The organism is Pseudarthrobacter quantipunctorum, assembly GCF_045291495.1.
GTDB lineage: Bacteria > Actinomycetota > Actinomycetes > Actinomycetales > Micrococcaceae > Arthrobacter > Arthrobacter quantipunctorum.
Map to the genome: position 1 here is coordinate 3275305 of NZ_CP148033.1, position 23172 is coordinate 3298476.

A 23172-nucleotide genomic window follows, 5' to 3' on the forward strand; every position below is an offset into this window, starting at 1 on the left:
GAAAAACGTGGTGTGGAGCAGCCAAGCGCGGATCTGCGGGCGCCGGGAGGGCCCTGCGATGCCGGATCGGGACGGAGCCAAGCCCGGCACCATCACTGTATTCCCGTGCTGCACCGGGCGGAAGGAGTGCAGCACGGAACGTTCTCACTCCGGTTTGGGTTCCCGTCGGGCACACTGGAGGCATGCGCCGCAAAGTTACCCCCGATGTGCCCCGTCCCGGACAGGAATCCGTATGGGACTACCCCCGGCCCCCACGCGTCGAGCCGGGGACCGAACGGATCCGCATCGTCCTGGGCGGCGAACTGATCCTCGACACCGTTGACTCGCTCCGGGTCCTCGAAACCAGCCACCCGCCGGTCTACTACCTGCCCCGGTCGGCGTTTCTGCCAGGAGCTTTGGAGCCGGCACCCGGAAGCAGCTTCTGCGAGTTCAAAGGTGCAGCGCACTACCTCACTGTCCGAGGGGGCGGGGCGGTGGCTGAAGCAGCAGCGTGGTTCTACCCGGAGCCGTCAAAGGGGTACGAGGCGTTGGCTGACCGGGTGGCCGTGTACCCGGGCAGGATGGACTACTGCGAAGTGGAGGGCGAGCGTGTCCGTCCGCAGGCAGGGGGCTTCTACGGCGGCTGGATCACTGACCGGGTAGCCGGCCCGTTCAAGGGCGAACCGGGGACCATGGGCTGGTAGGCGCCGGCTTTCCCCACCCGGCTTCCACCCAACGTCCAGACAACTCCCAGAGTCCGGGAGCATGATGGAAGCATGAACAAGAACGGTCCAGAAGCGAAGCTCCTCGTTGTCGACGACGAACCCAACATCCGCGAGCTGCTGTCCACCTCGCTGCGGTTCGCCGGATTCGACGTCGTTTCGGCGTCGAACGGACGTGACGCCCTTGCCGCCGCGGATGCCCACACCCCGGACCTGGCCGTGCTGGATGTCATGCTCCCTGACATGGACGGTTTTACTGTCACCCGCCGGCTCCGCGCCGCCGGGAAACACTTCCCTGTCCTGTTCCTCACCGCCAAGGACGACACCGAGGACAAGGTCACCGGGCTCACTGTCGGCGGGGATGATTACGTCACCAAACCGTTCAGCCTCGATGAGGTGGTGGCCCGGATCCGGGCTGTCCTGCGCCGGACGCAGCCTATGGTGGATGACGACGCCGTGATCCGCGTGGACGACCTTGAGCTCGACGATGACGCCCACGAGGTACGCCGCGGCGGCACCGTCATTGAGCTCTCCCCTACCGAGTTCAAGCTGCTCCGCTACCTCATGCTCAACCCCAACCGGGTGCTCTCCAAGTCGCAGATCCTGGACCACGTCTGGGAATACAACTTCAACGGTGACGCCTCCATCGTGGAATCGTACATTTCCTACCTTCGGCGGAAGGTGGACATCGATCCCGACGCCCCCGCGCTGATCCAGACCAAGCGCGGCGTGGGCTATGTGCTCCGGACGGCAGAAAAGCGCTGACCTTGCTGCAGCGATGGAAGTCGGCGTCCCTGAGGACGCAGCTGGTGGCCATGATCATGGCGCTGCTGATAGTTGCCCTGACGGTGACCGGAGCTGGAACGTTGGCGTTGCTGCACAGCTACCTGCAGGCGCAGGTGGACGACAAACTGTATGCAGCTGTTGACCTGGCCCGGAAACAGCGCTCCTTTACGCCCCTGCAGGCTCCCACCAACCCAATGGTCCCCACAGATTATTCGCTGATTCTCTTCGCCCCGGGCGAAGACCCGTATCCGTTCGGCGGCGATGTGGACAACCGCCCGGACATCAGCTCCATCTCAGTGGAACAGGCCCAGGCACGCGGGGCGGTCCCCTACCAGGTGCGCGGCACGGACGGCGAGAACTGGCGGGTGGTCGCCGTACCCGTCCAGAACGGCCAGACGACTGCGGTGGTGGCCATCGGGCTGCCCCTGCGGAGCGTGGACGACGTCCTCAAGCACGCCACCCTGGTGGTGACCGGAGTGGGCCTCCTGACCCTGCTGCTCGCCTCCCTCATTGCAAGCTGGACCGTCTCCCGTTCCTTCCGGCCCCTTGCCCGGGTGGAAAAGACCGCGGCCGCCATCGCCGCCGGTGATCTCTCCCGCCGCGTGGAGGTCGAAAACCCCGGCACCGAGCTCGGGCGGCTGAGCAGGTCATTGAATGCCATGCTCGCCCATATCGAAACAGCCTTCGCGGCCCGCACAGCGTCGGAGGCGAGGATGCGGCGCTTCGCGGCCGACGCCTCCCATGAGCTGCGGACCCCGCTGGTGACCATCCGGGGGTTCTCCGAGCTGTACCGGCATGGCGCGCTGGCCACGGAGGAAGACGTGTCCACTGCCATGGGGAGGATCGAAAGCGAAGCCAAGCGCATGGGTTCGATGGTGGAGGACCTGCTGCTGCTGGCCCGCCTTGATGAGCAGCGTCCGCTGCAGCAAAAGCCCGTGGACCTGCAGCTCATTGCGCATGACGCTGTGGTGGACACCCAGGCCAGCGACCGCTCCCGCGTGATATCGCTGACGGGCCTCGACGGCGGTCCCGCCATGCCGGCCCCTGCCCTGGGCGACGAAGCCAAGCTCCGCCAGGTGGTAGGCAACCTGGTGGGCAACGCCCTGCGTTACACCCCGGAGGGCAGCCCCATCGAGCTGGCGGTGGGGGTCCGGCCGGCGGAAGACGGTCAGCTGCGCTCCGTCATCGAAGTTCGGGACCACGGTCCGGGCATCTCGGAAGAAGACGCGTCCAAGGTCTTCGAGCGGTTCTACCGGGCGGACACGTCCAGGACGCGGGACACGGGAGGCAGTGGGCTGGGACTCGCCATTGTCGCCGCGATCGTGGGCTCCCACGGCGGCAGCGTACGGGTTGAAAATACCGACGGCGGCGGCGCCACCCTTGTGGTCAGCCTCCCGCAGCGTGACGACGTTCCGGATTCAGGGATGCGCGTGGACGAGAGCCCCGGGGAAGCAGACCGTGTGGACGAGAATAAGGGCAACGGCGAGGTTATGCACATATAGCCGCCGGCGGTGGAAGCGTCCGGTGCGGTTTCCCTACGCTCGAGGGCAAGGGGCCGGACCGGCCGGGCCCGCAGGCGCAAGCTGCCGCACAGCGAAAGGCACCACCATGAGCATTATCTCCGTCGATACCGAGCTCCTCCAGCTGAAGTCCGCCAGTGTCCAGGCCACAGTGGACAGAATCAGCGCCGACGTCCAGGCCATGAAACGAGGCCTGGACGAACTCCAGGGTTCGTGGCGGGGCTCTGCCGCCACGAACTTCCAGGCACTCATAACCGAATGGACTCTAACGCAGGGACGGGTGGAAGCCTCACTTGCATCCATCAACACGGCGCTTGCCTCAGCAGCGGCCACCTACGCGCAGGCGGAGCAGGGCAACACCCAGCGGTTCAGCTGAGCGGCGGCTAGGCTTCAGGTGTCCCCTGGTGGAACCGCAGCCGCCACCGGCCGCCGTCCAACACCCACAGTGAACTTCGCAGCGTGGTGCCTGCGCGCGCATAGCTGCGGTAGGTAAGGAGGACCGCCTCCGCACCGATGCGTTCCGCGCCCAGGATCTCAATATCCGTACGCTCGCCAGGGTCCTCCTCGAGTGCCATCATCATGGCGTCCCGGGTCCACATCCTGCCCGAACTGCCGATCTCCGTGAAGTCGGGGTGGAGCAGGACCGCTGTCCGGCCGATATCCCCGCGAACCAGCGGCCCCAGCAGCTCCCGTTCAAGTTCCTCCACTATGGCCTCAGGCGGCGCTTCAGCTGCCTTCGCTGCAGTCCCGGGCTCGTCGAACCCACCGTTATCCAGCTGGCTGAACAGGTCCAGTTCCTCGTAGGCCACTGCCGGTTTTTCTGGTTGCAGGGGTGCGCTTCCGGCTTCCTGCTTTGCCGCCACCGGGTGGGCATGGTGGGCCCCGGGAAAGCCTGGCCCTGAACGGGCAGCCACGCCCTGCTGGTAGGCCGTCGCGGCTGCCCTGGCACGTTCGTCGGCGGCCTCGTTCAGGTCATGCCCGGCATGCCCTTTCACCCACTCGAAGGTGTACTTCCGGCCGGCAAGCTCCCGGTCCAGTTCCTTGAGCAGGTCCACATTGAGGACCGGCTTGCCGTCGGCTTTGCGCCAGCCCTTCCGCTTCCACCCCGGCATCCACTTGGTAATCGAATTGATGACGTACTGGCTGTCGCAGAGGATGTGAAGGTCCTCCTGGGGAAGGTGGGCCGTGGCCCGCAACAGGTCCAGGACCGCCATCAGTTCGCCCTGGTTGTTTGTCCCATGGGGCCACCCGCCGGCACGCCAGCAGTCGTCATTCACGTACCAGGCCCAGCCGGCCGGACCAGGGTTTCCCAAGGCCGAGCCGTCAGCCGCTGCAGTTATCGTCACCGGTCCATCCTGCCAGACGGTTACGACAAACCGGAGACCGGCCCCGGCCAGTGCCTGGAAAGCGGTTACCGAAAGTACTTGACGCGGACAGAGCGGGACAGGCAGAATCGCTGTATTGAAACGAGAAAGCGTTTTCTCATCCACCCGATGTACACAGATGCAGCGGCAGCCGACGGGAAGCGCCCTCAGCACCAGGAAGGCACATCAATGACGATCCCAACCCTCAGCCGGAGGAAATTCCAGCTCGGCGCAGCAGCAGTTGCGTTTTCCCTCCTCGCCACAGGCTGCGGCACCTCTTCAGGCTCGGAGAGCAACGAGGAAGTAACCCTCAGGTTTGCCTGGTGGGGCAACGAGTACCTCAACGCCCAGACCGAAAAGGTGATCGACGCCTTCGAGGCGGAACACCCGAACATCAAGATTGAATCCGAGCCCGGCGAGTGGGGCAGCTACTGGGACAAGCTGGCCACCAAGACTGCGGCCAACGATGCACCGGATGTCATCCAGATGGACCAGAAGTACATCGCGGAATACGGCGGGCGCGCGGCGCTCCTCGACCTGTCCAAGCAGGAAGGCATCGATACTTCCAAACTCGATAAGGAAGCCTTGGCCTCCGGCCAGTATGACGGCGCCCAGTACGGACTCAGCACCGGCCAGAACGCCTATGTCATCATGGCCAACACCAAGGTCTTTGAAGCAGCGAATGTTCCCATTCCGGATGACACCACGTGGACGTGGGACGAATTCATGGAAACAGCCTCGAAGATCAGCGCCGCCGGAGACGGCAAGAATTACGGCGCCGCGTACGGCAGCAATGAAGCAGACCTGATCATCTGGCTGCGCCAGCACGGGGAAAACCTTTACTCCCAGGACGGCAATCTCGACTTCGATACCGCCACCGCAGCATCGTTCTGGGAACGGCTGAAGGAACAGCGCGACTCCAAGGCGAGCCCGCCGGCCACGGTGGCCACAGAGGACTCCGGCGCCGGGCTCGAGGAAAGCCTCTTCGGCACCAACAGGGTGGGCATGGCATGGTGGTGGACCAACCAGCTCGGATCCCTCGAGTCCACCACCGGAAGCAGCATCAAGATGCTCCGGGCACCCAGCATCGACGGTTCAGCGGCTGAGAACGGGATGTACTACAAGCCCACCATGTTCTGGTCCGCCTCGTCACGCTCCAAGCACCCGGAAGCCGCTTCCACCTTCATCAACTACCTGGCCAACAGCCCGGAGGCCGGGGCAATCCTGATGACGGACCGCGGCGTGCCGACCAACCCTGAAATCGTTGAGAGCATCACGACGTCCCTGAAGCCTGCCGACACCACGGTTGTGGGCTTCCTGAAGGACATTGCGCCCGATATCAAGGAGGCTCCGCCGGTCCCGCCGGTGGGCGCAGGCAGCGTGCAGAACGTCATCAAGCGCTACACCGATGAGGTTCTGTATGACCACCTCAGCCCCCAGGCCGCCGCTGAAGCCTTCAAGAAGGAAGTTGAAGGGATGCTGGCCAGCGCCAGGTAGTAACAGCCCGCGGTAAACACAAATGTGGCCCCCTCCGGAGAGGGGGCCACATTTATGTGCAGCGGGACAGGTCCCGGCAGGAAGGCTTAGAAGCCGCCCATGCCGCCCATGCCGCCCATGTCGTCTCCGCCTGCGGGGGCAGCGTTCTTCTCGGGCTTGTCAGCCACCACTGCTTCGGTGGTGAGGAACAGGCCGGCGATGGAGGCCGCGTTCTGCAGGGCAGAGCGGGTTACCTTGACCGGATCGTTGACGCCGGCAGCCAGCAGGTCGACGTACTCGCCGGTCGCTGCGTTCAGGCCGTGGCCTGCGGGCAGGCCGCGGACCTTGTCCACGACCACGCCGGGCTCGAGGCCTGCGTTGAAGGCGATCTGCTTCAGCGGGGCGTCGATGGCAACGCGGACGATGTTCGCACCGGTCGCCTCGTCACCCGTCAGGTTCAGGTTGGCGAATGCCTTGGCGCCGGCCTGGATCAGGGCCACGCCGCCACCGGCAACGATGCCTTCTTCAACTGCAGCCTTGGCGTTGCGGACTGCGTCCTCGATGCGGTGCTTGCGTTCCTTGAGCTCAACCTCGGTGGCAGCACCTGCCTTGATGACTGCAACGCCGCCGGCCAGCTTGGCCAGGCGCTCCTGCAGCTTCTCGCGGTCGTAGTCGGAGTCCGAGTTCTCGATCTCGGCGCGGATCTGGGAAACGCGGCCTGCGATCTGGTCGGCGTCGCCGGCACCTTCGACGATGGTGGTCTCGTCCTTGGTGACAACAACCTTGCGGGCCTGGCCCAGGAGTTCCAGTCCGGCGTTCTCCAGCTTGAGGCCCACTTCCTCGGAAATGACCTGGCCACCGGTGAGGACGGCGATGTCGGCAAGCTGCGCCTTGCGGCGGTCGCCGAAGCCCGGAGCCTTGACGGCGACGGACTTGAAGGTGCCGCGGATCTTGTTGACGATCAGGGTGGCCAGGGCCTCGCCCTCGATGTCCTCAGCGATGATCAGCAGCGGCTTGTTGGACTGCATGACCTTTTCCAGGACAGCAACCAGTTCCTTGACGTTGGAGATCTTGGAGTTGACGATCAGGATGTACGGATCCTCGAGGACCGTTTCCTGGCGCTCAGCGTCGGTGACGAAGTAGGCGGAGATGTAGCCCTTGTCGAAGCGCATGCCTTCGGTGAGCTCGAGTTCCAGGCCGAAGGTGTTGGACTCCTCGACCGTGATGACGCCTTCCTTGCCCACCTTGTCCAGGGCTTCGGCGATGAGTGCACCAATTTCCTCGTCACCGGCGGAGATGGATGCCGTGGCGGCGATCTCTTCCTTGGTTTCGATCTCCTTGGCGGAGTTCAGCAGCTCGGCGGTGACGGCTTCAACGGCCTTCTCGATGCCGCGCTTGAGGGACAGCGGGTCGGCGCCGGCGGCAACGTTGCGCAGGCCTTCCTTGACCAGGGCCTGGGCCAGCACGGTAGCCGTGGTGGTGCCATCGCCGGCGACATCGTCAGTCTTCTTGGCAACTTCCTTGACCAGCTCGGCGCCGATCTTCTCGTAAGGATCGTCCAGCTCGATCTCCTTGGCGATGGAAACACCATCGTTGGTGATCGTGGGAGCGCCCCACTTCTTCTCGAGGACGACGTTGCGTCCACGCGGGCCGAGGGTGACCTTAACGGCGTCGGCGAGGATGTTCAGGCCCCGCTCAAGGCCGCGGCGTGCCTCTTCATCAAATGCAATGATCTTGGCCATAACGGCAGTAGTCCTTTCGGGACAGTCGTTAAGAATGAACCTTCGCTGCAGTGCCCGCGACGGACGACCCGTTACCGGCGGCCTCTGTATGCCTTCGGGGTGTGGGTCTCACTCCAGTTAGGTGTTTCTTCGCTCCTTGACCGGTGCCGGCGCCGCTGGCCGAAGCCACGCTTTGCTTAGCAGTCGGTACGTCAGAGTGCTAACTCAATAATTAGCACTCCCCACGTGAGAGTGCAAGCGAATAAGCAGCGTAAAGCGCCCTGGCGGGCGCGTCTTCGCCGAGGGCGATCAACCGGCGGTGCGGCCTGCCGTTTCAACGCCGGTGGCCGCGGGAATGTTGTCCGCGCCGTACGTGAACACCGTGAAGGTGGCTGAGGTGATGTCACCGTTGGCATCGAACGCAACAGGGCCCGATTCGCCGTCGTAATTAATCTCCGCACCGGCCGCCTTGCCCGCCAGGCAGTCTTTGTAGCTGGAGCAGGGCGCCGTTCCGGCTGCGCCCGCGCCGTCGGCGGTGCCGCCTGAAACTGCGATCAGCCCTGCAGCGATGGAACGCCCGGCATCATCCTCAGCCTTTGCCGCCGCGAGCGCGGCAAGGGTCACGGCGTCGTACGTCTCGGCCGCAAAGGACACGTCCTTCAGGGCCGGGTCGATGCCCAGCAGCCTTTCCTGGAACCCTGCCGAGGGAAGCTGCCCCGGGACTACCGCCCGTGCACCGTCCAGGGCTTGGGTTCCCAGCCTGGAGCCATACCGGCTGAAGGCGCCGTCGCTCAAAATGAGCCTTGAGCCCGCAAGGGCTGCGTTGTTCAGCTCAGCCAGGGCGCCCTGCGCGCCGTCACGTGCTATCAGGATGACGGCGTCCGGTTGCGCCTCGCGGATTGCGGCCGCGGCAGCCCCCGCCTCGCCCGGGGTGAAGCCAACTGATGCCAGCACATCCAGGCCCGCCTGTTCAGCGGACGCGGAAACGGCTGCGGAGACATCGCCGCCGTAGGAACCTTCCTGGTACACCACTGAGATGGTGGCGGCTCCGGCGTCCTTTGCGAGCTTGGCCAGCACGGGTCCCTGCGCGACGTCGGCGGCGGCCGTCCTGAAGTAGTATCCGCCGCTGGCAAGGCCACTGAGCGCGGCCGCGGTGTTGGCAGGGGAAACCAGCGGCGTCCGAGCCCTGGAGAGGACGTCAACGGCCGCGGCGGCATGGCTGGAGTCGGTAGGGCCGATGACCACATCCGCCTTGGCCTGGACCAGCGCCTGCGCCTGGGACGCCGTGTCCCCGCCGGCTTCAACAGGCAGGAGTTCCACCGGCCGGCCCTTGTGCCCGCCGGCGGCATTGATCTCCTTGACGGCGAGCCTGGCGGCCGCCAGTTGGGGACCGTTCAGGAAGCTGTTGGCACCGGCGTTGTCCAGGATCAGCCCAACCCGCAGCGTGCCGTCCCCCGAGGCCTCCGCCGGTTCCGTGCGCGCATTTCCGGTCACTCCGGAGCAGGCGGTCAGGGCCAGCGTGCCGCAGAGCGCTGCGGCGAACAACGGACGGATGGGTGCAGCGGAGGAAAACGGGTGCTTCACTCGGCCGGCCGGACGCTTTCGGCCTGCGGGCCTTTTTCGCCTTCGCCGACTTCAAGTTCCACCCGCTGGCCTTCATCCAGCGCACGGTAGCCCTCACCCTGGATGGCGGACCAGTGGACAAAGATGTCGTCCCCGGAGCCGTCAACGGTGATGAAGCCGTAGCCCTTTTCCGCGTTGAACCATTTGACGGTTCCTCGTGCCATGATGACCACTCTTTCCGTTAGGTGCGGGGTGTTGCGCCGGTGCCGCCGTGACTCGAAGCCCGGAATTCACTTTAGCCAATACACACCGGCAGCGCCGGGGCACGGCATGGCCGTCGGCAAACGTTATTCAGGCGTAACCCCTGGCCCTGACAGGGGAGCATGCTACGGAAAGTGTTTTGTTGGGGAACCCGGCGCTACCGGTATCCGGGGCCGAGCACCACCACCAGGGGAACCTGGAATTCGGCGCTCTCCACTACGGCGGGAACGCCCAGGAGTTCAGCGAGGGCCTGCGCGCTGGCCTCCTGCGCTGCTCCCGCGTAGAAGATGACGGAGCCCTGCTGCGGCGCCCCTGCCCAGTTGCCTACCTGGCCCAGGGTCCAGCCGTCCGACTGCACGGTTCCCCCCACCCGGCCTGCCAACCCGGCAATTCCGGAAGCGTTGTACACCGCCACGGCCTGGGTTTTATCCACCGTTGCCGTTTGAACTGTCGGCTCTGGGCTGGACGGAGTCTCGTTGCCCACTGCGTCCGGCTCGGAAGAAGACGACGGGTCCGGTTCGGTGGAGGCGCCTGCTGACGCGCCCGGAGCAGCGGACGGGGTCGGACCGGTTTCAGCCAGCGGTGCTGCTTCCAGGCTCGACGCCGCCTGGGTGGCAGGGCCGTCGAATCCAAGCTTGGGCAGGATCAGGAAGGAAACCATGCCGATGGCCAGCGCAACAATCCCTGCGGTCAGGATGGGCCACAGACGGACCCGGGCCGGAGCGGATGCTGTGCGGTGTACACCTTGTCGCGACGCGGTCTGCGGAACCTTGTCGAATTCATCGCGGGCGTATTTGGTCATGGGAAAGAGACATCCTTGTGTGTAGCTGCTGAGGAGTCAGCGTGAGCGTCTTAAGCGTCGGACCCCAGGCGGCGTGCAGTGCGTGCACGGTGACGCGACGTACGTAGTCTACGCAATCTCTTGACCAGCATGGGGTCATGCGCCAGCGCATCCTCGGTGTCGATCAGGGCGTTGAGGAGCTGGTAATAGTGCGTGGCGGACAGATCGAACAGTTCCCGGATGGCCTGTTCCTTGGCGCCGGCATACTTCCACCACTGCCGCTCCAGGGCAAGCATCTGCTGCTCCCGCTCGCTGAGCGGCGACTCCCGCAGCGTGAAGTCCGCCAACAGGGTGTTCCGTTGCTCCTGCTCCGGCAGGTGCTCCCGAGCTGGCTCCGCCACGGCGCACTCTCCTTAGCTGGTTGCGTAAATGTCTGACCCCCATGCTACGGACGAACAACACCGTTGTCATTTGCGCGGAAGCTGAGACGCACCCGCCGCAGGCACAGCCGGCGCCTCCTGCCGCCTGTAAGAATGGACTGATGTTTGAATCAGACGCCTTGTTTGAGCTGGAGCAGGAACCGGCCGGCAGCACGGGCTTCGCCGGGCAGGCCCAGCTTCCACTGGCAGAGCTGATGGCACCGGACTGGGCCGCGGCTCTCTCGGACGTGGACGCCGGACTTCGCGCCGTTCTTCGGTTCGCGGCCGGTGAAGTGGCGGCAGGGCACCAGGTCCTCCCGGCGCCGTCGAACGTCCTGCGGGCCTTCCGCCAGCCCCTTGCGGAGGTGAAGGTCCTGATTGTGGGACAGGACCCGTACCCCACGCCGGGGCATGCAGTCGGGCTGTCCTTCTCCGTGGATCCGCACGTCCGGCCCATTCCCCGGAGCCTCGCGAACATCTACCGCGAGCTCGAGGAAGACCTGGGAATTCCACCGAGGGTGCACGGTGACCTCTCTGCGTGGGCCGGCCAGGGGGTGCTGCTCCTGAACCGCGTGATGACGGTACGGGCAGGGTCTGCGGGATCCCACCGAAGGAAGGGCTGGGAAGAAATTACGACGGCGGCAGTCAAGGCTTTGGGCGCGCGGCGGGCACCGGACGGGTCACCCCTGCCGCTGGTCGCGGTCCTGTGGGGAAAGGACGCCGAGAGCGTGCGCCCGCTGCTGCCCGGGGTCCCCGCGGTGTCCAGCGCGCACCCCAGCCCGTTGTCGGCTTCACGGGGCTTTTTCGGTTCCCGCCCCTTCAGCCGCGTCAACGCGCTCCTGCGGGAGCAGGGGGCAGCCGGCGTAACCTGGGAGCTCCCGGCAGTGCCCTAGCTTAGGCTTGCCTTATGAGCATTGTTCCCGCCGCCACCAGCGCCAGCAAGAAAAGCCGCCCCCAGGTCAACCTCACGGTGGTGCGCCGCGAACAACTGGCGCCGCATATGGTCCGGATTGTTGCGGGCGGGGACAGTTTTGCCGATTTCGTCAACAACGGCTTTGTTGACCGCTACGTCAAGATTGTCTTCCCGCAGCCAGGTGTCCAGTACCCCTCACCCCTTGATCTGTGGAGCATCCGCGAGACCATGCCGCGGGAACAATGGCCTTTCACGCGCACCTACACCCTTCGCTGGGTGGATACCGGAGCACGGGAACTTGCCATCGACTTTGTGGTCCACGGCGACGAAGGGCTGGCAGGGCCATGGGCGGCCAGGGCCCAGCCGGGAGACAGCCTGACCTTCACCGGCCCGGGCGGTGCGTACAACCCGAACCCCGAAGCTGACTGGTACCTGTTCGCAGGTGACGAGGCAGCCCTGCCCGCCATTGCCGCCTGCATCGAATCCCTCCCGGCGGAAGCGGCCGGCGTCGCTTTCCTCGAGGTTGATTCCGAGGCCGACATCCAACCCATTGCCGCCCCGGCCGGACTTGAACTGCACTGGCTCTTCCGCCGTGGCGTCCCGGCTGGCGAAAGCAGCCTCCTGGTGCAGGCCGTCGCCGATGCTGACTGGCCCGCCGGCAGAGTGGACGTTTTTGCCCACGGCGAGCGGGGGTACATGAAGGCGCTCCGCGATGTCTTGCTCGTCCAGCGCGGCCTGGAGCGCAAGCAGGTGTCCCTGTCGGGGTACTGGGCCAAGGGCCGCGTTGAAGACGTTTTCCAGGCGGAGAAGAAACTGCCCGTAGGGCAGCTCTAGGCGGCCGGGCCGGATCAGCGGCGGCGGGCCCGCCGGCGCTCGTTGCTGGCCAGGCTGCGGGTCAGGGGCCTCGCCAGGGTATCCCCCAGCACGATCCCGCCGGCAGTCCCCAGGACAATGGCACCGGCGTTGAGCATCCCGCCGGCGCCGAGCAGGATCTCGGCTTCCTCGATGGTCAGCACGTACATCGATCGGAAGATGGTGAGGCCGGGCAGCAGGATCAGTGCCGCGGGCACCGCTACCACCAGCTGGGGTGCACCCATCCGCAAGGCGACCACCCGGGCAAGCAGGCCGATCACCACGGCGGCCAGTGCCGGAGAGAACCGGTCGCCGATGCCCAGCAGGCCGCCGCCCAAGAGGACGAGGTAACCGGCGACGCCCACTGCCGCTGTGGGAAGCAGGAGCTGCCAGGTGGTCTGCTCCGTGACCCCGATGGCCATCACTGCCACTGCCACAAGGATTACCAGGACCCACAGGTCGTAGGCCGGCGGGAAGGTCTGCGTTACGTCGATGCCCTGCATGCCCGTCAGCTGGCCCACCACAAAAGCGACGGCGATGCCCGCCACGAGCGCACCAAAAGTCAGGAGGGTGGAAAGGAACCGCCCCGCTGCGGTCACGGGGAAACCGTTGATGGCGTCCTGCACCGAGGAGACCAAACGGCCCGTGGGCAGGAGCAGCAGGATTCCCCCCACCACCACGATGGCTGGCGAGGTTGTCAGCCCAAACTGCCACAGGAGCAGGGCAAGCAGGGTCACGGCGAAGGAACAGCTGGCGGTGGTGAAGAAGTCCGGCACCCGCCACCGGCCCAGCTGGCGGGCCAGCAGGCTCACGCCGATGTTGACGGCGAACGCTATGGCGGAGGACACCGGCCCGCCGCCCAGCACGGCGACGAACGCTGCGGCGAAAATCCCGAACGCCGCCGTCACCATCCAGCGGGGGAAAGGCTTGGGGCTCGTGATTGCCTCATCCAGCCTGCGGATCGCCTCGTCACGCCCCACTCCCCCGGCAACAATGTCCGTCACCAGCTGGTGGACCTTCGCCAGGCCCGCATAGTTGTTGGTCCAGGACCGCACCACCCGCAGCAGCGCGATGGGCGTCTGGTCCTTGGGGGCGTAGTTGATGCCCACCGACTGGTTGGTGATGTCCACTTCGATGTTCTTCAGGCCCAGCGCCGCCGTGACGGCAATGATGCTGGTTTCAACCTCGAGGGCTCCTGCACCGTAGCGGAACATGGTTTCGGCCAGGTGCAGCGCGAAATCCAGGGTCTTCCGGGCGGACGTGTCCACGCCGCCAACCTGGATCATGGGGTTTGCGTAGGGGCTTCCGGTGAGCCTGTCCACGATGCTCATGGGAGCAGTGGGCGGGTTCTCACCCTGGACCAGGCGCCGCAGCATCCTTTTCGCAGCTGCGTTCTGCCGTACTTGGGAGGGAGTCAGCGGCTCGGTTTTGGGTAGGCCGTCGGTGCGCGGCGTTGCTTTCGGTGATCCGCCGCCGGGATAGTCAGGCCGGTCGGTCATGGGTCCCTCCTCCCGTGATGGTGATGTGCAGTGCTTGTCCCGCGGGGCGCGTCAGGCGGAGCGCCGCAGGGGCAGCTTGGCCAGCAGGAGGCGGGCGGCGCCTGCTGCCGCGCGGGCAAGCTTGTTGGCGCGGAACACGGCCGGGCGGACGGGCATTACGAAGTCGCCCACGAGCTGGACCACTTCCCCGCCGAAGCCCTTCTTGAACTCGTAGCCGCCGTGGCCTTCCTCGTCCTGGCCGGAAATGCCGAACGTGCCGTAGAAGTTGTACCGCGGGTACCCCTTTTCCAGGGCGTGCAGCATCATTCCCCAGTACAGCGACGTGGCGCCATTGAAGTAGATGTAGTCCTGCACGGTGCCGCCGATGACGCAGACCACCTCGTCGCCGTAGCAGACGAAGTGGATGGCGGCCACCGTGGCCACGCCAACGGAATCCGGAAAGCGTTCGATGTCCTTGAGGCTTCGCTCGTAGCTGTCCACCAGGTCCTGGACCACTTTGAGCCGGTTGGCCTTTTTCTTGCTGCCTGTCTCTTCCACTTCGCGGCGGAGTTCCGCCGCGGTGGCCGATTCCTCGGCAAGCCGGTCCGTAATGGATTTCCGGTAGGCGGGAATGTCGATCTTGGCCATCATGAGTTTGGTGAACTCGGCGGAGGTGGTGCGGAGCAGCTGTTCGTAGTAGGCGCGTTCGCGGTAGACGAAACCCTTTTCGTCGCCGGCCCGGCTCAGGGCGCCGTAGAACTCGTCAAGGGTTTCCAGCGTTGCCTGTTCCAGGAAGACACCGTTCTTTTCCGCTTTGCGGATGGCTTTCCGGGTCCGGTAGCTGGTGCCCATGATCAGTTCTTCCGCGTCCTGGACGCCTTCCAGGCTCTTGATGAACATCCAGTTCACGTTGACGAAGTTCATGTCCTGCCCCTGGTGCTGGAAGCCCAGCCCGTCGAGCTGTGCCACCAGCGGCCTGTTGTCCTCCACCTCGGGGTGTTCCGCGCCGTCGGCGTCGCGGGCAATGTACTTGAGGTTCGGGGAGATCCGCAGCTCCGCGGCTTTCCGTTCCACGGCGCGTTTGCGGAGAAGTCCGACGACGGCGCGCACCAGCCCAGCGTCCGTGTAGTCCATCAGGGGGCCCTTGGCGCATTCGCAGATGGTGTAGCCGAGGCGTGTGGTGGTGTAGTTCAGTTTGCCGGCCGCTACCAGTTCACCGTCGCGGCGGACGCCGAAGAGCTCAACCTGCTGCCCCCTGGCGCGCTGGAACCTTGTGAAGTCGAGGGACTGGAGGAAGCTGTTTTGTGGGTGCTTCAGCGCGAACTGTTCGAATTCGGCGTCGCTGAGCACGGCGAGCTCCAGGTCGGCGGCGGAAATTGCAGTCAAGGGGTTACCTTCTTCACGAATGGGGCTGGCAGAGGCAGGCTGTGGGCTGGGTCGGCGGCGGAACGCGGAACAGGAAAGGCGGCGTTCCCCGCTTCCGGGTCAGTAGAACTGCTGGCCGGTGCGGGCAGTTTCGATCCGGCGGAACACCTTCTCGGCTCCCTTGACCCAGAGCTTGTGTTTCACGGGCGAAAGAACGTAGTCGTGGCAGCCCACAAAATCGGTGACGGTTTTGGTGAAGCTGGTCTTGAACATACCCATCCCGTAAAGATTGTGGCTCTTGTCCTTGATCCGTGAGGCTGGCGGGGTGCCGCAGAAGTCGTATTCCATGCATCCCAGTTCCTGCATGCGCCGGATGGCAGCCCACTGGACCAGGTGCGAGTCGCCGTACTGCTTGCGGTTCTGGGTGGAGCCGCCGTCCTTGTAGGTTGCTTTGGCCCCGTAGTTGATGACGAAGGCTCCCACGCTGGGTTTTCCGTCTTCGTAGGTGAAGAAGAAGTTGCCTTGGCCCCGGTTGCAGAATTCGTCCCAGAAGGCTGCGTAATACTCGTAACTGCGCAGCGGCATGGAGCCTTTGGCGTTGACCGTGTCCGCCATGAGGTCGTAGAGGGCCCGGTAGGTTTCCGGACCGTGTTCCTGGCGGACCACTTCGCAGCCTTCCCGCTCGGCCCGGCGGATGGCGTTACGTGCCCGGGAGGAGATGGCCTTGAACACTGCTTCTTCGGGGCCGGAGATATCTAGCACCGCAGTGGAGTCATTGGACTGAATGTTGGGCGCCTTGACCAGGCCCGCCTCCAACAGTCGTGCTTGGGCCTCTTCAGAATCCACGATGTCCGGTTCGATCTTGATGGTGAAGACGTTGAGCTTCCGGCCGCGCACGAAAGCTGCGCAGGCCTCCAGCGCCGCTTTCAGGTCCGCCGCCGCTTCAAGGTCGGGGCCTTTGATGAGGTACCAAAGCCGGCCCAGCAGGGGAAAGCTCTTTTCGAGTACCAGGTTGTAGCTGGCAGATGCACCGTTTTCGAGGACCAGGAAGCGGACTTTCCAGCCGCTGCCGTTCTTTACCGACGCGTACGCGGCGGACTGCAGCATGTTGCCGCCGTTGGGGTTGGCCGTGACGTGCTTGTCCCAGTTCTCAATCTCTTCGGCTGTGGCAAAACGTGCGGTAAATTCTCGCAAGGGGGCCGTGTCCAATCGGTTTTGTGCGCGGTTTCGGTACTCGTGTCTGCGTGCGGACATGCAGCCTCAAGTCTAAAGCCTGAAGGCCCTAGGGCTTTTCAGCAGCCCGCCCGTGCCTGCCTTGGCCCGTGGCCTTGACTCGGGTGGACCGGTTGGCAAGGGTGGAGGCATGCAGCCAAACCGTGAAGAGTTGTCATCCCCGCCGGATGGAAGCGGCCAGCCGTACAGCGCGCGGGTCCAGGCAGCGGTGCTGGCCGGATTCCTGTTGGCATCCTTCCTGGTGGCCGGGCTCGGCGGATTTTCCACCGTTGACAATGTGGACGGGTGGTATTCCACAGCTGACAAGGCACCGTGGTCCCCGCCCAACTGGCTCTTCGGCCCGGTATGGACACTGCTCTACACAGCCATGGCGGTGGCTGCCTGGCTGGTCTGGCGGAAGCGGACTCCTAAGACCAGGCCGGCTTTAACGGCCTACGCGGTCCAGTTGGGCCTGAACCTCGCCTGGACTCCGGTGTTCTTCGGCCTCTACCCCGCTATGGGGACGGCGGCCCTTTGGCTGGCTCTGGCCATTATCGTGGCCCTGATCGCCGCGGTTACGGTGACGGTGCTCTATTTCGGCCCCATCAGCCGAACCGCAGGACTTCTGCTGCTCCCCTACATTGCCTGGCTGGTCTTCGCTTCCACCTTGAACTGGTGGGCCGCAGTCCACAACTGAACGTTTCCTGGGGCTGTCAGCATTCGACGACGTTGACGGCGAGGCCGCCCATGGCCGTTTCCTTGTATTTGGAGCTCATGTCCTTGCCGGTCTCGCGCATGGTCACGATGACCTCGTCCAGCGAGACCCGGTGCGACCCGTCACCCCAGAGCGCCATCTTCGCGGCGTTGATCGCCTTCGCCGCCGCGATCGCGTTCCGCTCGATACACGGGACCTGCACCAGACCCCCGATCGGATCACACGTCAACCCCAGGTTGTGCTCCATCGCAATTTCAGCGGCGTTTTCCACCTGCGCCGGAGACCCGCCCATCACCTCGGCCAGGCCGGCGGCGGCCATCGACGACGCCGAGCCCACCTCGCCCTGGCAGCCCACCTCAGCTCCGGAAATGGATGCCTGCTCCTTGTAAAGCACCCCGACGGCGCCGGCGGCGAGCAGGAACCTCACCACCACGTCATCCCGGTCCTGCTGGGAGGCGTTCTCCATGCCCGGCGCGAAATGCAGCGCGTAGTACAGCACCGCGGGGATGATCCCTGCCGCCCCGTTCGTCGGGGCCGTGACCACCCGGCCGCCGGAGGCGTTCTCCTCATTCACCGCCAGGGCGACCAAGTTAACCCACTCCTGCCAATACGTCGGGTCATGGAACTCGGTATCCGCGCCTTCACCGTCCTGGCTGTCACCGGCGGGCCGGGCGCTTTCCTTCCGCAACCGGTCATACCAGTCAGGCGCACGACGTCGGACCTTCAACCCGCCCGGCAGCACCCCCTCACGCTTCAGGGACGTGGCCACACACCCTTCCATCACGGAGTAGATGTGCAGCAGGCCCGCCCGGATCTGCTCCGGGGTGCGGCTGTCTTCCTCGTTGACCCGCATCACGTCGCTGATGCCCAAACCGGTCTCCCGGCAATGCTCCAGCAGCTCGGCGGCGGTCCGGAACGGCAGCGGCAGTTCCTTCTTGGACTCCTCCAGCTCCTGCAGCGCGGCGTCCTCCTCACCCTCCCGGACAATGAACCCGCCGCCCACCGAGAAGAACGTGGCGCTGTGGAGGACGTTGCCTTCGGCGTCGGACACCGTAAAAGTCATCCCGTTGGTGTGCCGCGGCAGGACGGTCAACGGCCGCAGCACCATATCCTTCACCCCGTATGGCAGGGGCACGGCTCCCGCCAGCTGGAGGATTCCCGTCTCCGCGATCGCGGCCAGCCGCTCCTCCACCTCATCGGGCAGGATCAACTCCGGATGGAACCCCTCCAACCCCAACAAAATGGCCGTCATCGTCCCATGCCCATGACCCGTCGCCGCCAACGACCCATACAGATCCACCCGCAACGACGCCACCCCCGCCAACACCCCCGAAGCCCTCAACTCCTCCGCAAACACGGCAGCAGCCCGCATCGGCCCAACAGTGTGTGACGACGAAGGACCAATCCCAATAGAGAAAAGGTCAAAGACTCCAACAGCCATGCGATTAGTTCCTAACTAAAGAGTTCGTGGTGGGTTGGGTGCGGCCGGCCGAATTCCTCCGCGGGCTCGGTCGCGTGGACGCCCGCTGAGCGGACGTGACGCTCCCTTAGACGCCCGCCTCCGGAATCCGCCCAGCCGCCGGGGCCCGTCACCTAAGGTGATGAACGCACGAGGGGCTGGCGGAGCCGGACTTTTCGATAACGTGGGCCGGTGAAATGGAGAAACACGCACGTAGTCCGCGTCCACCCGTTTCCTCTCTTGGCTCCTGCCCGTTTCCACACGGGGACGTGCGCACGAGGGGCCGGCGGAGCCGGACTTTTCGAAAGCGTGCGTCAAAGGCGAGGAACGAGCCAGCACGCGTGAAAATGTCCGGTCCGGCGTCCCCGGACGTAAGTCAGGCCGGGTGCACCTACTTGGCGCGTTTATAGAACGGCAGGTCGACGACTTCGAACGGCTCTGCCTTGCCGCGCAAATCAACGTCCAGTGCTGTGCCTACGGCAGTAAACGCGACGTCGACGTAGGCCATCGCGATCGGGTAGCCGAGGGTGGGCGAAGGCTGGCCCGAGGTCACTTCGCCCACCACGTTGCCGTCCTTGAGCACGGGGTAATGTGCGCGTCCCGCGCGGCGGCCCAGTCCCTTGAGTCCCACGAGCCGGCGGCCGGCAGTGGAGCCGGCGCCGGCTCCCTTTTTCGCGGCAAGCGCTGCCTTGCCCACGAAGTCGCCTTCCTTGGAAAGCGCGACCACGGGGCCCAGGCCGGCCGCGAAGGGGTCGCCCTGCAGCGAAAGTTCGTTCCCGTACAGCGGCATCCCCGCTTCGAGCCGGAGGGAGTCGCGCGAAGCCAGCCCGGCTGGCGTCAGCTCCCCGTCCTCCGCGATGGCGACGAGTGCCTGCCAAAGGCCGGGGGCGTCGTCCTTCGCCACAAAGACCTCGAAGCCGTCCTCACCGGTGTAGCCGGTGCGGGCGAGGAGGAGGCCCTGCCCGGCACCGCCCACCAGGAAGGGGACCTCCACGGCGGCGTAGTATTTCAGCTCCGCCACGAGGCTGTGCTGGGCTGCGGGGACAAGGCGCAGCAGCAGCTCCTGTGCCTTGGGACCCTGGACGGCGACCAGCGAGGTGGCCGCGGAGGCGTCGTCCACCTGGACGTCGAAGCCGGCTGCACGTTCAGTCAGGGCCGCGGCCACCGCACCGGCGTTGCCTGCGTTGGGAACCACCAGGAAACGGTCGGTACTGCCTGGCGCGGTACCCGCGCTTGCCGGACGGCGGTAGGTGATGAGGTCGTCGATGATGCCGCCGTCCTCATTGCAGATCAGTGAGTACTTCGCCTTGCCTACAGCCATGGCCGAGATCTTTCCCACCAGCGCGTAATCCAGGAACGCGGCGGCATCCGGCCCGGTGACCCAGACCTCGCCCATGTGGGAAAGGTCAAAGAGCCCGGCGGAGTTCCGCACGGCGTGGTGCTCGGCCAGCTCCGAGCTGTACTTGAGCGGCATCTGCCAGCCGCCGAAATCGGTGAAGGAGGCCCCCAGCTTCTTGTGCTCGTCGTAGAGGGCGGTGCGCTTCTCAGTCATGGCAGGCGTCCTCAGTTTTCGAATTCGGACAGCGGCGGGCAGGAGCAGATCAGGTTCCGGTCCCCGGCGGCGCCGTCGATGCGGCCAACGGGCGGGAAGTACTTGTCCTGCTTAAGCGACTTCACCGGGAATACGGCCTGCTCCCGCGGGTAGGCGCGGCCCCAGTCGCTGCTGATGGCGGCAGCAGCGGTGTGCGGTGCGTTCCGGAGCGGGCTGTCCGCCACCGTGAAGTCGCCGTTGGCCACCTGGTCGATTTCCTTTCGGATGGCGATCATGGCTTCGATGAAGCGGTCGATCTCGCCGAGGTCCTCGGATTCCGTGGGCTCCACCATCAGTGTGCCCGCCACCGGGAAGGCCAGCGTGGGAGCGTGGAAACCGTAGTCGATGAGGCGCTTGGCCACATCTTCGGCAGTGACGCCGGTGCGGGCTGTAAGTTCGCGCAGATCCAGGATGCATTCATGCGCCACCAGCCCGGCTTCGCCGGTGTACAGGACCGGGAAGTGCCCGTCCAGCCGTGCCGCGACGTAGTTGGCCGCCAGCAGCGCTGATTTGGTGGCCTCGGTGAGGCCCTGGCCGCCCATCAGCTTCACGTAAGCCCAGGAAATGGGCAGCACACCGGCGGAACCAAACTTGGAGGCGGAGATGGGGACGTCGTTGCCTTCCGTCCAGGTGGCGGCGTTGCCCGGCATGAACGGTGCCAGGTGCGCCTTCGCCGCGACGGGCCCGACGCCGGGTCCCCCGCCGCCGTGCGGGATGCAGAAAGTCTTGTGCAGGTTCAGGTGGGACACGTCCCCGCCGAACTTGCCCGGCTGCGCCAGCCCCACAAGGGCGTTCAGGTTGGCTCCGTCGATGTACACCTGGCCGCCGGCGGCGTGGACGGCGTCGCAGACCTCGCGGACGTCGGCGTCATAGACGCCGTGCGTGGACGGGTAGGTAATCATGATGCAGGACAGGGCGTCCTTGTTCGCCTCGATCTTGGCGTACAGGTCGGCGTGGTCGATGGTGCCGTCGGCGGCGGTGGCCACCACAACAACCTTCATGCCCGCGAGGACAGCGGACGCGGCGTTGGTGCCGTGGGCCGAGGCGGGGATCAGGCAGACGTTGCGCTGCTGGTCGCCACGGGAGTGGTGGTAGCCGCGGATCGCCAGCAGGCCTGCGAGCTCGCCCTGGGATCCGGCGTTGGGCTGGATGGACACCTGGTCGTACCCGGTGATCTCCGTCAGCTGGGCTTCCAGGTCTGCGATGAGTTCACGCCAGCCCTCGGTCTGGGAGTCCGGGGCGAACGGGTGGATGGAGGCGAACTCCGGCCACGAGATCGCTTCCATCTCGGCCGTGGCGTTCAGCTTCATGGTGCAGGAACCCAGCGGAATCATGGTGCGGTCCAGCGCCAGGTCACGGTCGCTGAGCTTCCGGATGTAGCGCAGGAGCTGGGTCTCGGAGCGGTAGGTGTTGAACACCGGGTGCTGCAGGAAGTCGGAGGAGCGTTCGACGGCGGCGTCCAGGCCGAAGGCAGGGTCACCTTCGGCGTCAACAACGGAAACGCCGAAGGCTTCGAGGACGCCCTCGACGATTGCCGTCGTCGTGGTTTCGTCAGTGGAGAAGCCGACGGTGTCAGCGTCAATGCCGCGCAGGTTGATCCCCTTGGCCTCGGCTGCGGCGAGGATTCCGGCAGCCTTGCCCGGCACCGCAACGGTCACGGTGTCGAAAAAGCTGGTGTGCAGCACGTCGAGGCCTGCTGCCTTGAGGGACGCAGCCAGGCTCCTGGCGTGGGCGTGCGCCGACTGGGCAATCGCCTTCAGGCCCTCCGGGCCGTGGTAGACGGCATACATGGAGGCCACGATGGCCAGCAGTGCCTGCGCGGTGCAGATGTTGGACGTGGCCTTCTCGCGGCGGATGTGCTGCTCGCGCGTCTGCAGTGCCAGACGGTAGGCGGGGACGCCGGCGTTGTCCTTCGAGACACCCACCAGGCGGCCGGGCATCGACCGCTCCAGGCCCTTCTGCACGGCCATGTAGGCGGCGTGCGGACCGCCGTAGAACAGCGGGACGCCGAAGCGCTGCGCCGAGCCCACAGCGATGTCCGCGCCCTGTTCGCCTGGCGGGGTGATGAGCGTCAGGGCCAGGAGGTCGGCGGCGACAGTCACCAGCGCGCCCCGCTCCTTAGCCTCGGCAATGACCTGGCTGTGGTCGAAGACCCGGCCTGAAGCGCCGGGCTGCTGCAGGACGATCCCGTTGATGGCGCCGCCCGGCAGTCCCTGGGAAAGGTCAGCTACTTCGACCTCAAAGCCGAGTGCCTCGGCCCGGCCCTTGACGATGGCAATGGTCTGCGGCAGGCAGTCGGCGTCCAGCACGGTCTTGCCGTCCCGGGCGTCCTTATTTTTGTTGGCCCGGCGCATCATCAGCACGGCCTCTGCAACGGCGGTGGCTTCGTCCAGGAGGGAAGCATTGGCGATGGGCAGGCCCACCAGGTCCTGCACCATGGTCTGGAAGTTCAGCAGCGCCTCGAGCCGGCCCTGGGAGATTTCCGGCTGGTAGGGCGTATAGGCCGTGTACCAGGCCGGGCCCTCGAGGATGTTGCGGCGGATCACCGGCGGGGTGACAGTGTCGTAGTAGCCCTGGCCGATCATCTGCACGGCGGTCTTGTTCTTGCCGGCCAGCCTGCGGAGTTCGCTGAGGGTTTCCACCTCGCTGAGCGCGCCTGCCAGTTCCAGCGGCGAGTCCTGCCTGATGTCCTTGGGGACGGCGGTGTCAACCAGGGCGTCCACGGTGTCGTAGCCCACGGCTTTGAGCATGGTGTCGACGTCGGACTGGCGCCGTGCGCCGATGTGCCGGTCAACGAAGGCGGCGGCAGGAGCATGGACGGCGGAGGCCGGGGTGGCGGAGGCCGGAGATACAGTCACGAGGAACTCCATAACTAAGGCGGCGCAGGGTACGCCGCATCGATTCGTGTCCCTCCCCGCTCTGTATTGGACCTGAGAGTTTCCGCGCGGCCTGCCTGGGCTGGCCCCGCTTGCACCGTCGGTGAGCACAGCTGCCT

Annotated in this window: 20 protein-coding genes; 8 read left to right on the forward strand and 12 right to left on the reverse strand. The window is 65.5% G+C overall.

What is annotated here, in order from left to right:
* Window positions 1-182 precede the first annotated feature (182 nt).
* The 4 genes from WHH00_RS14850 to WHH00_RS14865 all read left to right on the forward strand — a co-directional run bounded on the left by WHH00_RS14850 (window position 183) and on the right by WHH00_RS14865 (window position 3383).
* A complete protein-coding gene (locus WHH00_RS14850; protein ID WP_406633946.1) occupies window positions 183-683 on the forward strand; it encodes a DUF427 domain-containing protein in 501 nt (166 codons plus the stop codon).
* A 72-nt stretch (window positions 684-755) separates the two neighbouring features.
* Window positions 756-1466 (forward strand): response regulator transcription factor, encoded by a 711-nt coding sequence (locus tag WHH00_RS14855; protein WP_231456747.1) that lies wholly within the window; start codon window positions 756-758, stop codon window positions 1464-1466.
* A 2-nt stretch (window positions 1467-1468) separates the two neighbouring features.
* Window positions 1469-2989, forward strand: a complete 1521-nt coding sequence (locus WHH00_RS14860; RefSeq protein ID WP_406633949.1) for an ATP-binding protein — start codon at window positions 1469-1471, stop codon at window positions 2987-2989.
* 106 nt (window positions 2990-3095) lie between these two features.
* Window positions 3096-3383, forward strand: coding sequence for a WXG100 family type VII secretion target (locus WHH00_RS14865; RefSeq protein WP_350004883.1), 288 nt, complete (start codon window positions 3096-3098; stop codon window positions 3381-3383).
* 7 nt (window positions 3384-3390) lie between these two features.
* On the opposite strand, the gene WHH00_RS14870 is transcribed toward WHH00_RS14865, so the two are convergent.
* Entirely contained in the window at window positions 3391-4353 is a 963-nt protein-coding gene (locus tag WHH00_RS14870) for an RNase H family protein (RefSeq protein WP_406633951.1), read from the reverse strand.
* 207 nt (window positions 4354-4560) lie between these two features.
* On the opposite strand from WHH00_RS14870, the gene WHH00_RS14875 reads away from it, so the two are divergent.
* The gene (locus WHH00_RS14875) at window positions 4561-5868 is read left to right on the forward strand and encodes an ABC transporter substrate-binding protein (protein WP_406633953.1); all 1308 of its coding nucleotides are present in this window, start codon (window positions 4561-4563) and stop codon (window positions 5866-5868) included.
* A gap of 86 nt (window positions 5869-5954) precedes the next feature.
* Here the strand turns inward: WHH00_RS14875 and groL are convergent, their stop codons facing one another.
* The 5 genes from groL to WHH00_RS14900 all read right to left on the reverse strand — a co-directional run bounded on the left by groL (window position 5955) and on the right by WHH00_RS14900 (window position 10574).
* Window positions 5955-7589: a chaperonin GroEL gene (gene groL / locus WHH00_RS14880; protein ID WP_231456752.1), complete on the reverse strand. Its 1635-nt coding sequence runs from the start codon at window positions 7587-7589 to the stop codon at window positions 5955-5957.
* A gap of 288 nt (window positions 7590-7877) precedes the next feature.
* Entirely contained in the window at window positions 7878-9152 is a 1275-nt protein-coding gene (locus WHH00_RS14885; RefSeq protein WP_406633955.1) for an ABC transporter substrate-binding protein, read from the reverse strand.
* Window positions 9149-9355, reverse strand: a complete 207-nt coding sequence (locus WHH00_RS14890; protein ID WP_146031895.1) for a cold-shock protein — start codon at window positions 9353-9355, stop codon at window positions 9149-9151. Before WHH00_RS14890 ends, WHH00_RS14885 begins: the two co-directional genes overlap by 4 nt.
* Before the next feature lie 194 nt (window positions 9356-9549).
* Window positions 9550-10194 carry a LytR C-terminal domain-containing protein gene (locus tag WHH00_RS14895; protein WP_406633957.1) on the reverse strand — a complete coding sequence of 215 codons (645 nt, stop codon included), beginning with the start codon at window positions 10192-10194 and terminating at the stop codon, window positions 9550-9552.
* A gap of 50 nt (window positions 10195-10244) precedes the next feature.
* Window positions 10245-10574 (reverse strand): DUF3263 domain-containing protein, encoded by a 330-nt coding sequence (locus WHH00_RS14900; protein WP_350004891.1) that lies wholly within the window; start codon window positions 10572-10574, stop codon window positions 10245-10247.
* A gap of 140 nt (window positions 10575-10714) precedes the next feature.
* On the opposite strand from WHH00_RS14900, the gene WHH00_RS14905 reads away from it, so the two are divergent.
* Both WHH00_RS14905 and WHH00_RS14910 read left to right on the forward strand, forming a co-directional pair.
* Window positions 10715-11485, forward strand: coding sequence for a uracil-DNA glycosylase (locus WHH00_RS14905; RefSeq protein WP_406633960.1), 771 nt, complete (start codon window positions 10715-10717; stop codon window positions 11483-11485).
* Window positions 11486-11499: 14 nt separating this feature from the next.
* Window positions 11500-12339 carry a siderophore-interacting protein gene (locus WHH00_RS14910; protein ID WP_406633962.1) on the forward strand — a complete coding sequence of 280 codons (840 nt, stop codon included), beginning with the start codon at window positions 11500-11502 and terminating at the stop codon, window positions 12337-12339.
* Between the two features lie 14 nt (window positions 12340-12353).
* Here WHH00_RS14910 and WHH00_RS14915 read toward each other — a convergent pair whose 3' ends face one another.
* From WHH00_RS14915 to WHH00_RS14925, 3 genes are all read right to left on the reverse strand, one after another.
* Window positions 12354-13856 carry a threonine/serine exporter ThrE family protein gene (locus WHH00_RS14915; protein ID WP_406633964.1) on the reverse strand — a complete coding sequence of 501 codons (1503 nt, stop codon included), beginning with the start codon at window positions 13854-13856 and terminating at the stop codon, window positions 12354-12356.
* Between the two features lie 51 nt (window positions 13857-13907).
* Window positions 13908-15221: a peptidoglycan bridge formation glycyltransferase FemA/FemB family protein gene (locus tag WHH00_RS14920; protein ID WP_406633966.1), complete on the reverse strand. Its 1314-nt coding sequence runs from the start codon at window positions 15219-15221 to the stop codon at window positions 13908-13910.
* 99 nt (window positions 15222-15320) lie between these two features.
* Complete coding sequence (locus WHH00_RS14925) at window positions 15321-16454, reverse strand: lipid II:glycine glycyltransferase FemX (protein WP_406633968.1); 1134 nt, start codon at window positions 16452-16454, stop codon at window positions 15321-15323.
* A gap of 109 nt (window positions 16455-16563) precedes the next feature.
* Here WHH00_RS14925 and WHH00_RS14930 point away from each other — a divergent pair, with 109 nt between their 5' ends.
* Window positions 16564-17109, forward strand: a complete 546-nt coding sequence (locus WHH00_RS14930) for a TspO/MBR family protein (protein ID WP_066273847.1) — start codon at window positions 16564-16566, stop codon at window positions 17107-17109.
* Between the two features lie 16 nt (window positions 17110-17125).
* Here WHH00_RS14930 and WHH00_RS14935 read toward each other — a convergent pair whose 3' ends face one another.
* From WHH00_RS14935 to gcvP, 3 genes are all read right to left on the reverse strand, one after another.
* Window positions 17126-18568, reverse strand: a complete 1443-nt coding sequence (locus WHH00_RS14935) for an L-serine ammonia-lyase (protein ID WP_406633970.1) — start codon at window positions 18566-18568, stop codon at window positions 17126-17128.
* A 409-nt stretch (window positions 18569-18977) separates the two neighbouring features.
* A complete protein-coding gene (gcvT, locus tag WHH00_RS14940; RefSeq protein WP_406633972.1) occupies window positions 18978-20138 on the reverse strand; it encodes a glycine cleavage system aminomethyltransferase GcvT in 1161 nt (386 codons plus the stop codon).
* A gap of 11 nt (window positions 20139-20149) precedes the next feature.
* Window positions 20150-23047: an aminomethyl-transferring glycine dehydrogenase gene (gene gcvP, locus WHH00_RS14945; RefSeq protein WP_406633974.1), complete on the reverse strand. Its 2898-nt coding sequence runs from the start codon at window positions 23045-23047 to the stop codon at window positions 20150-20152.
* Window positions 23048-23172: the final 125 nt, after the last annotated feature.